This is a genomic window from Arthrobacter sp. H14 (assembly GCF_000520495.1).
Lineage (GTDB): Bacteria > Actinomycetota > Actinomycetes > Actinomycetales > Micrococcaceae > Arthrobacter_C.
In genome coordinates this window covers 18534-32507 of sequence record NZ_KI914639.1, presented here as the reverse complement: position 1 = coordinate 32507, position 13974 = coordinate 18534, and the positions used below count along the sequence as shown (strand labels likewise).

Sequence of the window (13974 nt, the reverse complement as noted above, 5' to 3'; positions counted from 1 at the left end):
TTCTAGCTGTCCCGCTGCCTGTTCCGGTGTGCCTGTTCGCTCCGGGCTGTGCGTTCGGGAGAGCCTACGTTTTCCTGCTCCGGATTGTCCCTGGCCTCGATAACCTCCTCGAGCACCGACCGCAGCTCGGAACGCACAAAGTCGCGGGTGGCCACATCGCGCAGTGCGATCCGCAGCGATGCCAGTTCACGGGTCAGATATTCAGTATCGGAGAGGTTCCGTTCGGCCCGCTGCCGGTCCTGCTGCAGAGAGACGCGGTCGCGGTCGTCCTGCCGGTTCTGCGCCAACAGCAGCAGCGGGGCCGCATAGGAGGCCTGCAGTGAGAGCATCAGGGTCAGCAGAGTAAAGCCCAGGGCGGCACTGTCGAAACGCCAGCTTTCCGGAGCGAGACTGTTCCAGATGAGCCAGAAAATACAAAACACCGTCATGTACAGCAGGAATTGCGGTGTACCCATGAACCGGGCAAAGTTTTCCGTCATGCTGCCGAAGGCGTCCGGGTTGGGTGAGAGCCGTGGCAGCAGCCGGGCCCGGGCCTCGCGTGGCGTATCGAGGCCCTCGCCTGGGCTCTTCACCGGGCCTTTGGCCTTGGACTTTGGATCAGCCAATGCGTCCTCCAATCTTCCGCAGCGGTGCATCATCATCGTGCAGGCGCCAGTCGTCGGGCAGCAGGTGGTCAAGCACGTCGTCGACAGTGACGGCTCCAACCAGGCGGCCGGCGTCGTTGACCACTGGCAGTGAATTCAGGTTATAGGTCGCGAGCATGCGCGCGATCTCGCTGACCTCGGCCAGATCGGAAACGGCTTCGAGGTTACGGTCCAACAGGTTGCCCAGCGATTCCGGCGGGGGATTGCGCAGGAGCTCCTGCAGGTGGACACCGCCCAAATACCGGCCGGTGGGTGTCTCCAGCGGCGGACGGCTCACGAAAACCATGGAGGCCAAGGCCGGGGAGATGTCATCCTGCCGCGCGTGGGCCAGGGCTTCGGCAACCGTCGCTTCGGGCGGCAAAATCAGCGGGACGGGCGTCATGAGCGACCCGGCAGTTCCTTCTTCGTATTCCAGCAGACGGCGGACGTCCTTGGCGTCGGAGGGCTCCATCAATTGCAACAGATCCTCGGCCTGGGCCTCGGGCAGTTCGGAAAGCAGGTCGGCCGCGTCGTCGGGATCCATCTCACCGAGCACATCGGCAGCACGTTCCCGTTTCAGCGCGGACAGGATCTGCACCTGGTCCACGTACGCCATCTCCTGCAGGATGTCGGCCAGCCGCTCATCCTGAAGTTCACCGGCGACTTCGACCCGGCGCTTGAAGTTCATTTCATGCAGGGCATCTGCGAAGTCTGCGGCCTTCATATCCTCGTGGGTGGCGACGAACTGCGTGGCTGGCTGCGGCTCGTTGGCGTCGCCATGGACGGCGTCGGCCCAATCGATGATCATGGTTTCTTTGCTGCGGCGCCGGCCGCGGAGCTTCGACGTCGCATGTCCCCGGCGTACATAAAGCTTGGAAACGAGCCAGTCACCGGATTTCTGCCGGTCAATGGCGATGTCTTCCACGGTCGCATCGCCACTGTCGTCGGCAAGGGCGACCCGGCGGTCGAACAGCTCCGCCGCGACCAGGGTTTCGCGGCCGCGCTGCTCAAAACGGCGCATATTGACCAGTCCGGTGCAGATGATTTCGCTCTGATCAATGGAGGTCAGACGGGTCATCGGCACAAACACCCGTTTCTTGCCCAGCACCTCGACGACGATGCCCACCACGTGCGGGGCAGCGTTGGTTCCCCGGGCCAGGACGACGACGTCGCGCAGGCGGCCGATCCGGTCGCCCAGCGGGTCGAAGACGTCCAGTCCGAGCAGACGTGAAACGTAGACGCGGGTTGGATTAGTACTCACAGGTCAAGGCTACGACGGGCCGTTGCTTTTTGCGGCATGAATGCCTGCTGGTGACCCGATTTGCTTGGACGCAGGGCCGGTATTCGTTCACCCCAAGCGATAAGGGCTTACGCGTCCGTAATTATGACGGAGAATGGAGATATGTCGAATATGCTGGGCCAAACAAATTCCCGTGACCAGACGCGCACGTTGCCTAGGGGCGAGACGGTAGGCACCTACGCTGCCTACCTGGATGCGCAGAAGGCCGTGGATTACCTCGCGGACCAGCAATTCCCGGTACAGAACGTCTCCATTCTGGGCAATGATCTCAAAACTGTCGAGCGGGTGACCGGCCGTCTCAGCTACCCCCGCGTCGCCCTGGCGGGCGCGGCCACGGGTGCATGGTTCGGCCTGTTCGTGGGCGTGGCTCTGATGCTCTTCGGTGGAACCGAAGCCTATACGACGTTGCTGTCGTCGATGGCCCTGGGTGCCGGGTTCTGGATGCTGTTTGGCGTCATCACCTATGCACTTCAGCGCGGCAAGCGTGACTTCACGTCCACCAGCCAAGTTGTTGCCTCCAACTACCAGGTCATTGTGGTGCCCGAAGCAGCCGGCGAGGCCCGGCGCCTTCTCCAGCAGCTGCCCATGAACGGTCAGCAGGCGGAAAATGCCTCCGGCGGCTATGGCCCACGTGGCAATGCCGGTCAGGGACAGGGTTATGGTCAGGGCGGTCAGTATGGCGGCGGCCAGGGTGGCCAGTACGGCGGCGGTCAGCAGGGCCACGGTCAAGGCGGTACGGGCGTGGCGGGCCAGCCGCCTGAACGCCCGGCCGGATGGGAAGACCCATACCAAAACCCGCAGCAAGGTCAGCAGGGGAACCAGCCTCCGCAGTACGGGCAGGGGAACCAGGGGAACCAGCCTCCGCAGTACGGGCAGGGGAACCAGCCTTACCAGCCAGGTCCGCAGGGGAGCCAAGATGCACCGGCTGGCCAGCAACCACGGCCCGAGCAGCAGAGCGAGGCGGGAGCAAGGGAACAGGCGGCCCCTCGGGGCAGGTTCCGGGATCTTCCGGACGGGCGTCCGCAGTACGGGGAACGGCTTCCGATGCAGAATGAACCAGCCGGCAGCGGCCAACCGGCCGCCGCCCCGGCGCAGCCGCAGGCCACTCCGCCATCCACGCCTTCGCAGCCGGCACCGGGGTCCGACAACCGGAGCAATGGTCCCGCATATCCGGAGAGCCAGCCGACGCGCCCGCAGTTTCCTGCTGATGAGAAGCGGCCGGACGCATCGGGCGAGGAGCGGACACCCGGTACAGGCAACGATGAGGATGCGGACAACGAACGGGAAGACGGACGTGGGAACACCGATCCCCGCGAGCGTCCTTAAACCCACCGGGCTCCTTAACTCAAACTGCTCCGGTCCGCGCGGGAGTCTTAAACGAAACTGCTCCGGTCCCCATCCGGGAACCGGAGCAGCGAAGCCGGTATCTACTCGCCGGTGGAGCTGTAGATTCCTGCCATCCATGATTCGACATCCTCGGGGGTGCGCGGGAGCGCCGAGCTGAGGTTTTCATTGCCGTCGGCGGTGATCAGGACGTCGTCTTCGATCCGCACTCCGATGCCGCGGTATTCCGCTGGAACGGCGAGGTCCTCGTCCTTGAAATAGAGGCCCGGCTCGATGGTGAAGACCATGCCTTCCTTGATCACTCCATCCAGGTAGAGCTCCCGCTTGGCCTGCGCGCAGTCGTGCACATCAAGGCCGAGATGGTGGCTGGTGCCGTGCGGCATCCAGCGGCGGTGGTGCTGGCCTTCCGGGCTGAGGGCTTCCTCGACGGAAACCGGCAGCAGGCCCCACTCGTGCAAGCGTGCAGCAAGGACCTCCATCGCAGCAGTGTGCACCTCACGGAACCGGCGTCCCGGTACAGCCACCTCAAAGGCGGCATCGGCGGCGTCAAGCACTGCCTGGTAGACCTTGCGCTGGACGTCGCTGTAGGTACCCTTGACCGGCATCGTCCGGGTGATGTCCGCGGTGTACAGCGAATCGATCTCGACGCCGGCGTCCAGCAGCACCATATCGCCGGAGTGGACCCGGCCGTGGTTGCGGTTCCAGTGCAGGGTGGTGGCGTTATTGCCCGCCGCTGCGATGGTTTCATAGCCGAGGTCATTGCCCTCTTCGCGTGCCCTGGCGGAGAAGACACCTTCGATGACACGTTCGCCGCGGTGGTGCGTCATGGCCCTCGGCAGGGAGCGGACAACGTCTTCGAAACCCTCGACGGAGGCGGCCACGGCGTGGCGCATCTGCTCAATTTCCCAGTCGTCCTTGATCAGGCGGAGTTCGGAGAGCGCTTCTGCCAAGTCGGCGTCGAGCATATCCGACTGTTCGAGATCGACACTGGTGTTGATGCGGGACGTATCCACGAGAGCGTCGACGTTGATGTCGACTTCACGGACGAGTCGGATGCGGATGCCGCCTACAGTGGTGACACCGGCGTCCTTGGTAATGGCTACTTCCAGCTCGGCGGCGTCGGCGGTCTCCAATCCGAGCGTGGCCTTGAACTCGGGCAGGGTGGGCCGCTTGCCAATCCAGAATTCCCCGGAACGGGCGTTCGCGTAGAAGTCTTCGGAATCGCGGCCGGCCATGGGATGGAAGTACAGCGTGGCAGCATGGTGGCCGCCGTCGTCGCCGGTTCCTTCGGTGAACGGTTCCATCACGAGCACGGCATCCGGCTCATGATCGACGCCGAGACCCGTCATGTGCGCAAAGGCTGAATGCGGGCGGAACTTGTAGTCGACGTCGTTGGAGCGGACCTTCAAGGGGCCGGCAGGGATAACAAGCCGTTCCCCCTTGAACTTTTCGGAGATGGCACGACGGCGGTTGGCGGCGTGGGCGGCAACTTCGGCGCGCGCCGGCAGATCGTCGTTGGATGAGGCCCACTGGCTGGCCATGAATTCCTTGAAGGCCGCGGAATCCGGGCGCTGCGACCGGTTGTTCACACGGTCCTCGAGCGGCTGCTCTTCCGGGGTCATCGGGGTGGCGTTCCCGCCAGTGGACTGGGACTGATTTACGTTCACTTCGGTACTCACGTTTCCATGTTCTCACTTGAACAGATCTGGCGACAGTTGGAGCGCTGAGCATTACCGCACGCCAGATACTAGGCTGAAAGCGTGAAGATAGACCTGCATACGCACTCGAACGTGTCGGACGGAACGGAACCTCCGGCAGGAGTCGCTGCTGCTGCCGCGGCAGCCGGATTGGATGCCTTCGCGCTGACGGACCATGATTCCACTGCCGGGTGGACCGAAGCCGCCTCGGCCGCGGCGGATCTGGGGCTGACGTTCGTGCCCGGGATGGAGATTTCCTGCCGGTCTGCCGAGGGGATCAGCGTTCACGTGCTCTCCTATCTTCATGACCCGGACGACGCCGGTTTGCTGGAGGAGGTGGAGAGGTCGCGGGATGCCAGGATGACACGGGCCGAGCGGATGGTGGACCGGCTGGCCGAGGACTTTCCGATCAGCTGGCAGCGGGTGGCCGAGCACGTTTCCCCGGGAGCCACCGTGGGGCGGCCGCATATTGCGGATGCCCTCGTCGCCGCCGGGGTCGTGGAAGACCGGTCGGAAGCGTTCAAACAGATCCTGACAGCACATTCGCCGTACTTCATCAGCCACTACGCGCCGGAAGCGACTGCGGCCGTGGCACTCGTGCGCGCCGCCGGGGGAGTGCCGGTTTTCGCCCACCCGGTCGCGTCCTCGCGGGGCCGGGTCGTCAGTGAACATACTTTTACTGAAATGATCGACGCCGGCCTCTTGGGTTTAGAGGTGGATCACCGGGACAATCCGGAAGAAGGCAGGGCCTGGCTGCGGCGCCTCGCCGCCCGGCATGACCTGTTGATGACCGGTTCGAGCGACTACCACGGGGCGGGGAAATTGAACCGTCTGGGGGAGTGCCTGACCAGTGAAGAGACGCTGGACAGGATAGAGGAACTGGGCACTGGGAGCCGCGTAATCCGTCCGTGAACCCCGGCATGTCAGCGCAACCATGCTAGCCTGAAGGCACTGAGGGACGCTTGACCTGAGTAACTGTTCCAGCCCTTTGCACGGGCCGGTGAACGGCGAAGACTGCAGCGTCCCGGATCCCGCACCGGGTGGATATCACCCTTTCGATAGGCGGTCGGCAGGCCACAGCCTCCCCGCCGATATACCGCTGGATGCGGCATGACCACGTGCGTATCGCATGGTCTGCGGGATCGACGTGTTTTGAGCCCGGCAACGGGCCCATCCTCCGCGCCCGGAAACGGTTGGGGGACAGCCCGGTGGAGGCTGGGCGCGACTACGTCGAGTTGCAGGCGCCGCTCGGCATGACGGAGAGGAAGAAAGTGTCTGACGACGCTGGACTTTATCAACTGAGCGGATGGGCGGTTGTCCTTCTGCTGATCGCCATTTACGGCGGCAGTTTCCTGATGTCGACCTTGATTGGCCGGAAAAAAGAAAACGCGGACGGCTACATGACGGCGGGAAACAAGATTGGATTCGGTATTTCCGCCGCCAGCATGACCGCGACCTGGATTTGGGCTTCATCCATGTATGCCTCTGCGACGGCCGGCTACACCTATGGCATCTCCGGGCCGATCCACTACGGGCTATGGGGAGCCCTGATGATCCTGTTTATCTACCCGTTCGGAAAGCGGATCCGCGCGGTCGCACCCAAAGCGCACACGCTGGCAGAGGTCATGCACGCCCGCCACGGCCGGTCAAGCCAGTTGATGCTGGCCGGTTCCAACATCGTCGGCAGCGTCATCAGCCTGACATCGAATTTCATCGCCGGCGGCGCTTTGGTCTCGTTGCTTTCGCCCTACAGCTTTACCCAGGGCGTAATTGTCGTTGCCGCCGGTGTGCTGCTCTACACCTTGTGGTCCGGCTTCCGCGCCTCGGTGCTCACCGACTTTGCCCAGGTCGTCGCGATGCTGGGTGCCGTCGTCGTCATCATTCCCGTGGTGTTCTTCTTTGCCGGCGGACCGGCCATGTTCAGTGATGGAGCCTCGAATCTGACTCCCGAGCAGTCGAACTTCTTCTCGAGCGACGCATTCCTCAATCAGGGCGCCCCGTACATTGCTGCGGTGCTGGCCTACGCCATCGGTAACCAGACGATCGCACAGCGGTTGTTCGCAGTGCGCGAGGACTTGATCAAGAAGACCTTCGTGACGGCCACCATTGGCTACGGCGCCACGGTCATTGGTATCGGCATGCTTGGCGTGATGGCGCTGTATCTGGGGATGGAGCCAGTCGGCGGCAACGTCAACAACCTGATCCCGCAGATGGCTTCGACATTCCTCGGCCCGGTCCTGCTCTGCCTGTTCTTCGTGATGATACTGGGCGCACTGTCCTCCACCGCCGACTCGGACCTTGCGGCGCTGTCGTCGATCATGATGGCGGATATTTACGGCAAGAACCTTGCCAAGAAGGCCAGCCCGAAGACCATGTTGATGGTCGGCCGGATCACGATGGTCCTCGCTACAGCCGCGGCCTTGGTATTCGCCAGCGGGCATATGGATATTCTGGACCTGCTGGTCTTTGTCGGCGCTCTCTGGGGTGCACTGGTGTTCCCCGTGATTGCCAGCTTCTACTGGGAGAAGGTCACCAATAAGGCGTTTACGACGTCGGTCATTGTCGCCTTGGCCGTCTTTATCCCGGTCCGTTTCTCGTGGTTCCCGATGACCGGGGCCACTGGAATCATCTTCGACATTATCTCCGTGGTCGGGATCGGCGTCGTGCTCGGGCTAATGTCCTTCGGGTTCTTCGGACTCAAGCCGGCCAAGATCATCGGGGCCATAGCGGCTCTGGCATCGGCACCGTTCGTGATCGGATTCCTGCACGACTACACGGTGCTGACCGGATCACTGGTCGCGTATGCGGTAAGCACCGTGGTCTGCTACGCCATGTCGGTACGGAGCGGGCAGACCTTCGACTTCGCCCTGATCAAGCAGCGGGTTGGCGATTACGATCCGCAGGACGAGGATGCCCAGTCCCCGGATGACCTCGACAGTTCAGCTGTAACCGCCGGAAAGTAGGAGAAACATTATGGAAACGTTCTTTCTCACCCTGTACGTATTGGTGTGGCCGGTGATTGTTGCCGGAGTCCTGTGGACGCTCTGCAAGGGCTTCATGAAGGACTGGTGGCAATCCCGGAAGGAAGGCCGGAGCATCATTTAGCGTTAGTCGTCCTCAGCGGCGACGACGTCGGCCACCCCGCCGAGCCGCTTCCGCATGACATCGATCGCCTGCGGGTTCTGGTCGACGCAAACAAACCGGCGTCCCAGAGCCGCCGCGACGGCACCGAGGGTGCCGGAGCCGGCGAAGAAGTCCAGCACCCAATCGTCCTCCCGGGAACTGGCGGCAACAATCCGGCGCAGCAAACCTTCCGGCTTCTGCGTCGCGTAGCCGGTTTTTTCCTTGCCGGTGGGGGAGACGATGGTGTGCCACCAGACGTCCGTGGGAAGCTTTCCGCGCGCGGCCTTCTCCGCCGTCACCAAACCGGGTGCCATATACGGCTCCCGGTCGACGGCGGCATTGTCGAAGTGGTACGACGACGGGTTCTTCACGTACACGAGAATGTTGTCGTGCTTGGCCGGCCAGCGGCTTTTCGCCCGGGCGCCGTAGTCGTAGGCCCAGATGATTTCGTTCAGGAAGCATTCCCGGCCGAAGAGCATGTCCAGCAGGACCTTGGCGTAATGCACCTCGCGGTAATCCAGGTGCAGATACAAGGTGCCATCGTCCGCGAGCAACCGCCAGGCCTCCGCCAACCGCGGTTCCAGGAAAGCCCAGTAATCGGCGAACGTGTCGTCATAGTGCGACAACGTGCCTTTCACCGTGGCATAGGACCTGCCCTGGAACCCGATCCGGTCACCGTTCTCGCTGCGCACCATGGTGGTTTGCTGACGGCGCTGGGATCGGCCGGTATTGAAGGGCGGATCGATGTAGATGAGCGTAAAGGCACCGTCCGGAAGGGTCGGAAGGTACTCGGCATTGTCCGCGTGGACGACAAGGTTGCCGCCGTCCGGACGCCACGACGCACTGCCGGAAGATCCGCCGTTGAACCGTGGCCCGGCGTCGTCGGTGCGGCCGGGCTCTACATCCTGGCTGGTTTCGCTCATCGCCCGGCGGCGCTAGCTGCCGTTGTTCTCGTTGCGCACTACCGTCTCACCATTACGGGTGCGGCGGCGGCTGCGGTTGCGGCGAGTTCCGGCGGGCTTGGCCTCGCCGTCGTTCTTGTTCTGGGTGCCTTCGGCGGAACTGCCGGAACCGCCGGATGAACGCCGACGGCGGCTGCCGCCGTTGTGTCCCTCGCCTGAGCTGCGTCCTTCGCCTGAACCGCGACCCTCACGGGAGCCACGGCCTCCGCCCGAGCTGCGTCCTCCACCGGAGCGTCCGCGGTCTTCGCCGCGGGAACCGGATCCGGAGGCATTACGCTTGCCGGTTTCGCCCAGATCCTCTACCTCTTCGGCGCCAAGACCGGCATGCGTGCGCTTGCTCCTCGGCAGCCGGCCCTTGGTTCCTTCGGGAATGTCCAGGTCGGTGTACAGGTGCGGCGAGGACGAGTAGGTCTCCACGGGCTCCGGAACATCCAGTCCAAGAGCCTTATTGATCAGGCCCCAGCGGGGAATGTCGTCCCAGTCCACGAAGGTGACGGCGATACCCTTGTTGCCGGCGCGGCCGGTGCGGCCGACGCGGTGCAGGTAGGTCTTTTCGTCCTCGGGGCACTGCAGGTTGATCACGTGCGTGACGTCGGTGACGTCGATTCCGCGGGCGGCGACGTCGGTGGCGACGAGCACGTCAACTTTGTTGCCGCGGAAGGCGCGGAGCGCCTGCTCGCGTGCGCCCTGGCCGAGGTCGCCGTGGATGGCGCCGGCGGCGAAACCGCGGGACACCAGTTCATCGCTCAGTTTGGCTGCGGAGCGCTTGGTCTTGGTGAAGATGATGGTCCGGCCGCGGCCTTCGGACTGCAGGATGCGGGCAACGACCTCATCCTTGTCGAGCGAGTGCGCGCGGTAGATCACCTGGCGGGTGTTCTTGACCGTCAGGCCTTCATCGTCCGCGGAGGCGGCGCGGATGTGGGTCGGCTGGCTCATGTAGCGGCGGGCCATAGAGACGACGGCGCCGGGCATGGTGGCCGAGAACAGCATCGTCTGGCGGACCTCGGGAAGGCCCGAGAGGAGCGTTTCGACGTCGGGCAGGAAGCCCAGGTCCAGCATCTCGTCGGCCTCGTCCAGGACGACAGTCTTGACGTTCTTCAGCGAGAGGTGCTTTTGCTTGAACAGGTCGATCAGGCGGCCGGGAGTTCCGACGACGACCTCGACGCCCTTGGTCAGCGATTCGATCTGTGGCTCGTAGGCACGTCCGCCGTAGATGGTGGCGATCCGGGCATCGCGCTTGCGCGAAGCGGTCTGCAGGTCGTTGGCAACCTGCACGGCGAGCTCGCGGGTGGGTACGACGACGAGCGCCTGCGGTGCTCCCGGCGCCGGCAGCTTGTCGAAGCCCTCGTCCTTGCGTCCGATCACGCGCTGCAGCACGGGAATGCCGAAGCCGAGTGTCTTGCCGGTTCCGGTCTTGGCTTGGCCGATGATGTCGTGGCCGCCAAGGGCGACGGGCAGCGTCATTGCCTGGATGGGGAACGGGTGGGTGATTCCGGCGTCGGACAGGGACTCGACGATGTCGGCGCGGACGTTGAAGTCGGCGAAGGACTGTTCCGGGATTTCGTGTGGTGCTTCGTCGGTGCTCAGCGATTCCTCGGTTTCGAGGATTTCCGAACCGCTGTCATCGGTTAGAGCGTGTTCTGTTTTCATTTCACTCACGTAAAAGTTTTCCTTAGTTCGTGTCAGGCGCCGGGCGCGGCATCAGCTCTACGTTTCCTGCGGCATTGTCGCCGGCGGGCGGAACGGAGCGTCAGTCACGGGCGCGTCCAGTGGAAGCCGATCGCGGGCTTACAACTGCTTGCTGGTCTCGATGGAACCAGCGAAAGAGATTCAAGATCGCGTACGCGGTTCAATGCGGGAGCCGGTTCTGATACCGCTCCGCACTGGGTATGGCAGGTCGGGTTCACTTCAATTCAAAACGACCGGGCATCCATATACCCATCCAGTCTACCTTGTTCCGGCAACTATCGTTTGCAGGCCGGTCTCAGCCGACGTCGACCGTCTTGAACAGGACTTCCCGTTTCGCGATGTCTGCGCTGACGAGTTCGGCCCTTATCGTCGTGCCGGTCGTCAGTTTTCCCTCGCAGCGGGCAGTCACCGGCGGTTCCTTGATCTGGATGGTTCCGGAGGTGCCGTTGCGGGTGGAAATGACGACGGCGTCGAACACGTCCCCGACGAAGCTGCTCATGACCGCTGCCTCAACCGCGTTCAGCGACTCCCGCTCGACCCGCGACGTCAGCTGGTCCGAGGACGCCATCAGCGACGGCAACTCCGGTAAGGCCTGCCGTGCCCATTCCGGAATTTTCTTGTTGTTCGCGATGGCCTCGCAGATCGGCAACACGAACCGGTCCACCAGCCGGCGCAACGGGGCCGTGGCGTGTGCATAGGGGGCGGCGACGGCGGCCTGGACACTCTCCGGGGGTGCGGCGCCGTCGAAGGGGGTGTAACCGGCGCCGCGGAACAGCGAGGCGGCGGCAAACATCAGCGCCAGCTGCTTCGGATCCGAGGTGTCGAGCGAACGCAGATACTCCCCATAAGGGATGTCTTCCGGCCAAGGATTTCCCAGGGCTTTGGTCTGCTGGCGGTATTCAGATACGGCATCAGCTTGTGGGGGAGGCATGGTGCGCAGGATGCCGACGTTGCCGTGAAGCATCAGTTCGGCCGCGGCCATCCCGGTCAGCAGCGAAATCTGCGCATTCCAGTTCTCCACCTCGAACGGCGGACGGGCATTGATCAGGTACCGGCGTCCGTCGTGTTCGACTTCCTGCTCGGGCAACGCCAGGCTGGCGCCGCCGCGTGCACGCTCGAGGGCGATGCGCGCCTTGCCTACTTCCTTGAGCAGGTTGAACGATTCCGGCGCTGTGCCGGCGTCGATATCCTTCTGGACTTCCTCGTACGTCAGCTGGGCCGTGCTCTGGATCCTGGCACGCTGCAGCGCCGACGCAGTCAGCCGGCCCTCGCCGTCGAGGTCAAATTCCCAGACGTAGGCCGGGCGGATCTGGTTGGGCAGCAGCGACGCGGCATCTTCGCCGATTACCTCGGGATGCAGGGGAATCCGGCTGTCCGGAGCGTAGATGGTCTGGCCGCGGCGGCGGGTTTCGACGTCGAGCGCACTGCCTGGCCGGACGAAGGCGGGAACGTCGGCGATGGCGTAGTAGACCCTGTAACCGGACCCGGCGCGCTCGATGAGTACCGCCTGGTCCAGGTCGGTGGATCCGGGCGGGTCGATCGTCACGAAGGGCAACTCCGTGTAGTCCGGCTCCGGCATAGTGTGCGCGTTGACGGCTTCCTTCGCCTGTTTTAGCACCTCGTCGCTGAAGTCTGCAGGCAGCTCAAGTTCGACCCGTAGATCTGCAAGCGACCAGGCCAGCTCGTCCTGGGCCGCGCCCCTGGTCTTGTCGGCGGCCGAGGTCAAATCAATATGTGAATAAGGCACGGAATCAACGTTAGTCGTTGCCTTCGATAACGCCCATCGAATTTGCCGAAAACTTACGTGTCCTGCTCCCCGGTAGGCTTAAGCCATGCAACCAACCCCCTCCGTTCCGGAACAGTTCCCGACGGCCGATCCGGGCCGCTACCGTAGTTTCCTGCTGGAGCTGCTTGGAGTGATGGCCTATGGGGAACTGTCCGCGTTTGAGCGGCTTTCCTCGGACGCCCGGTTCTCGCCGACGTTGACCGACCGGGCGACGCTCGGGCAGCGGGCTGTTTCAGAGTTTCTGCACTATGAACTGATTGCCGCCCGCCTGGAAGCTATGGAAGCCGATGTGGAGGACACCATGCGGCCATTTGTGGTCTCCATCGATGCGTTTCATGACCGCACCCGGCCTGCCGACTGGTACGAGTCGATCATGAAGGCGTACGTCATTGATGCGATATCGGCTGATTTTTACCGGGCGCTGTCCCGGCACCTGGACCCGGCGACGCAGAAGGTCATTGCCGACGTCCAGGTTTCCGAGGCCCAGTCGACAGTCCTGATGAACCGGCTGAAGCAGGCCCTGGTCGAGCACCCCAAACTTCCGTCCCGGTTGGCTCTTTGGGGTCGGCGGCTGGTGGGCGAAGCGCTGACCCAGGCTCAGCGGATCGGAATTGAACGGGCCTTTCTGGAAGGGCTGATTGGCGATCCGAACGACGCCGACGCGGCCGGCGCGGACCGGGTGTCCAAATTGTTTTCGGATCTGACCCGGGCGCATTCGCGGCGAATGAACCTGCTCGGCCTGACCGCCTGATCTTCCGTCCGGCTGGCCGGGCGGGTTGGACTCAAACCCGCCCGGCCAGGGCGCTGTAGTGCTGCCCGAGCTGTGCACAATGTTCGGGCGAAGCGAGCACATCGGTGCTGTCGACCCATTGATCCACAGCTCCTATCGCGGGCAGGCCTGCCAGCAGTGGGTTGTTCACCATTGCCATCGCCGCGTCCGCAAACCTGTCGGCACCGAGCACCTGGGCTGGCCGGTCGTGGAAGGGACGCAACCCGGTACCGAGGTGGAGGCCGGGGTCGAGGTCGTTGAACCGCCGCGCCAGGCACTGGTACGCCCTGCCGAGATTCCGCTCCCGGGACGTGGCGTCGTCCTCGTTCACGACGGCGGCGATGTGGACATCGAGCCCGTCAGGATGTGCCAACCGGGAGAAAGCAGTTCCCAGCCATTTGCTGTAAGGCGCGTACTCGCGCGCGATCAGCAGCGCCAGCCGCATGCAATCGCGGGCCAGGCGCGCGGCAATCAGGGCGGCCCCGACGTCGTCGCCCGCTTCCACCGCGCGTTGTACGAAAGGTTCCTCCTGCGCCAGCCGGCGCCACTGGCAGGCCAGGATCCACCACCAGACGTCGTCGGGATACCAGTCCAAAGTCCGGCGCAGCGGCGCTAAGGTTTTCAATCCGTCGGAAAAGACACTTCCCTTGACGACGCCGAGCAGCCGCTGTTGCGGCAGGC

12 protein-coding genes are annotated in these 13974 nt (G+C 63.7%); 5 read left to right on the top strand and 7 right to left on the bottom strand.

What is annotated here, in order from left to right:
- Nucleotides 1-2: 2 nt before the first annotated feature.
- A complete protein-coding gene (locus tag Y707_RS23920) occupies nucleotides 3-617 on the bottom strand; it encodes a DUF1003 domain-containing protein (RefSeq protein ID WP_081744659.1) in 615 nt (204 codons plus the stop codon).
- Nucleotides 598-1884, bottom strand: a complete 1287-nt coding sequence (locus tag Y707_RS0105945) for a magnesium transporter MgtE N-terminal domain-containing protein (protein ID WP_026534387.1) — start codon at nucleotides 1882-1884, stop codon at nucleotides 598-600. The genes Y707_RS23920 and Y707_RS0105945 overlap by 20 nt, the downstream gene beginning before the upstream one ends.
- A 141-nt stretch (nucleotides 1885-2025) precedes the next feature.
- Here Y707_RS0105945 and Y707_RS23915 point away from each other — a divergent pair, with 141 nt between their 5' ends.
- Nucleotides 2026-3249 (top strand): general stress protein, encoded by a 1224-nt coding sequence (locus tag Y707_RS23915; protein ID WP_216699212.1) that lies wholly within the window; start codon nucleotides 2026-2028, stop codon nucleotides 3247-3249.
- A 101-nt stretch (nucleotides 3250-3350) separates the two neighbouring features.
- Here the strand turns inward: Y707_RS23915 and Y707_RS0105935 are convergent, their stop codons facing one another.
- Nucleotides 3351-4889, bottom strand: a complete 1539-nt coding sequence (locus Y707_RS0105935) for an aminopeptidase P family protein (protein WP_051441707.1) — start codon at nucleotides 4887-4889, stop codon at nucleotides 3351-3353.
- A 138-nt stretch (nucleotides 4890-5027) separates the two neighbouring features.
- Between Y707_RS0105935 and Y707_RS0105930 the strand changes: the two genes are divergently transcribed.
- The 3 genes from Y707_RS0105930 to Y707_RS32105 all read left to right on the top strand — a co-directional run bounded on the left by Y707_RS0105930 (nucleotide 5028) and on the right by Y707_RS32105 (nucleotide 8069).
- On the top strand, nucleotides 5028-5876 hold the full coding sequence (locus Y707_RS0105930) for a PHP domain-containing protein (RefSeq protein WP_026534385.1): 849 nt from the start codon (nucleotides 5028-5030) through the stop codon (nucleotides 5874-5876).
- Nucleotides 5877-6319: 443 nt separating this feature from the next.
- A complete protein-coding gene (locus Y707_RS0105925) occupies nucleotides 6320-7927 on the top strand; it encodes a sodium:solute symporter family protein (RefSeq protein WP_253905078.1) in 1608 nt (535 codons plus the stop codon).
- A 10-nt stretch (nucleotides 7928-7937) separates the two neighbouring features.
- The gene (locus tag Y707_RS32105) at nucleotides 7938-8069 is read left to right on the top strand and encodes a putative transporter small subunit (protein WP_026534383.1); all 132 of its coding nucleotides are present in this window, start codon (nucleotides 7938-7940) and stop codon (nucleotides 8067-8069) included.
- A 2-nt stretch (nucleotides 8070-8071) separates the two neighbouring features.
- On the opposite strand, the gene Y707_RS23910 is transcribed toward Y707_RS32105, so the two are convergent.
- From Y707_RS23910 to Y707_RS0105905, 3 genes are all read right to left on the bottom strand, one after another.
- A complete protein-coding gene (locus Y707_RS23910; protein ID WP_081744658.1) occupies nucleotides 8072-9010 on the bottom strand; it encodes a DNA-methyltransferase in 939 nt (312 codons plus the stop codon).
- A 12-nt stretch (nucleotides 9011-9022) separates the two neighbouring features.
- Nucleotides 9023-10708, bottom strand: coding sequence for a DEAD/DEAH box helicase (locus tag Y707_RS0105910; RefSeq protein ID WP_026534382.1), 1686 nt, complete (start codon nucleotides 10706-10708; stop codon nucleotides 9023-9025).
- 325 nt (nucleotides 10709-11033) lie between these two features.
- The gene (locus tag Y707_RS0105905; RefSeq protein WP_081744657.1) at nucleotides 11034-12485 is read right to left on the bottom strand and encodes an RNB domain-containing ribonuclease; all 1452 of its coding nucleotides are present in this window, start codon (nucleotides 12483-12485) and stop codon (nucleotides 11034-11036) included.
- Nucleotides 12486-12570: 85 nt separating this feature from the next.
- Here Y707_RS0105905 and Y707_RS23905 point away from each other — a divergent pair, with 85 nt between their 5' ends.
- Nucleotides 12571-13275 carry a ferritin-like fold-containing protein gene (locus Y707_RS23905; protein ID WP_081744656.1) on the top strand — a complete coding sequence of 235 codons (705 nt, stop codon included), beginning with the start codon at nucleotides 12571-12573 and terminating at the stop codon, nucleotides 13273-13275.
- A gap of 31 nt (nucleotides 13276-13306) precedes the next feature.
- Here Y707_RS23905 and Y707_RS23900 read toward each other — a convergent pair.
- On the bottom strand, nucleotides 13307-13974 hold a 668-nt coding region (locus Y707_RS23900; RefSeq protein ID WP_155852772.1), incomplete at its 5' end, for a DUF4037 domain-containing protein.

Excerpts from the sequence above, each read along its gene's own strand:
- Y707_RS23915 (WP_216699212.1), top strand. The coding sequence starts at position 2,026 with ATGTCGAATATGCTGGGCCAAACAAATTCCCGTGACCAGACGCGCACG.
- Y707_RS0105935 (WP_051441707.1), bottom strand. The coding sequence starts at position 4,889 with ATGACCCCGGAAGAGCAGCCGCTCGAGGACCGTGTGAACAACCGGTCG.
- Y707_RS0105925 (WP_253905078.1), top strand. The coding sequence starts at position 6,320 with ATGTCGACCTTGATTGGCCGGAAAAAAGAAAACGCGGACGGCTACATG.
- Y707_RS32105 (WP_026534383.1), top strand. The coding sequence starts at position 7,938 with ATGGAAACGTTCTTTCTCACCCTGTACGTATTGGTGTGGCCGGTGATT.
- Y707_RS23910 (WP_081744658.1), bottom strand. The coding sequence starts at position 9,010 with ATGAGCGAAACCAGCCAGGATGTAGAGCCCGGCCGCACCGACGACGCC.
- Y707_RS23905 (WP_081744656.1), top strand. The coding sequence starts at position 12,571 with ATGCAACCAACCCCCTCCGTTCCGGAACAGTTCCCGACGGCCGATCCG.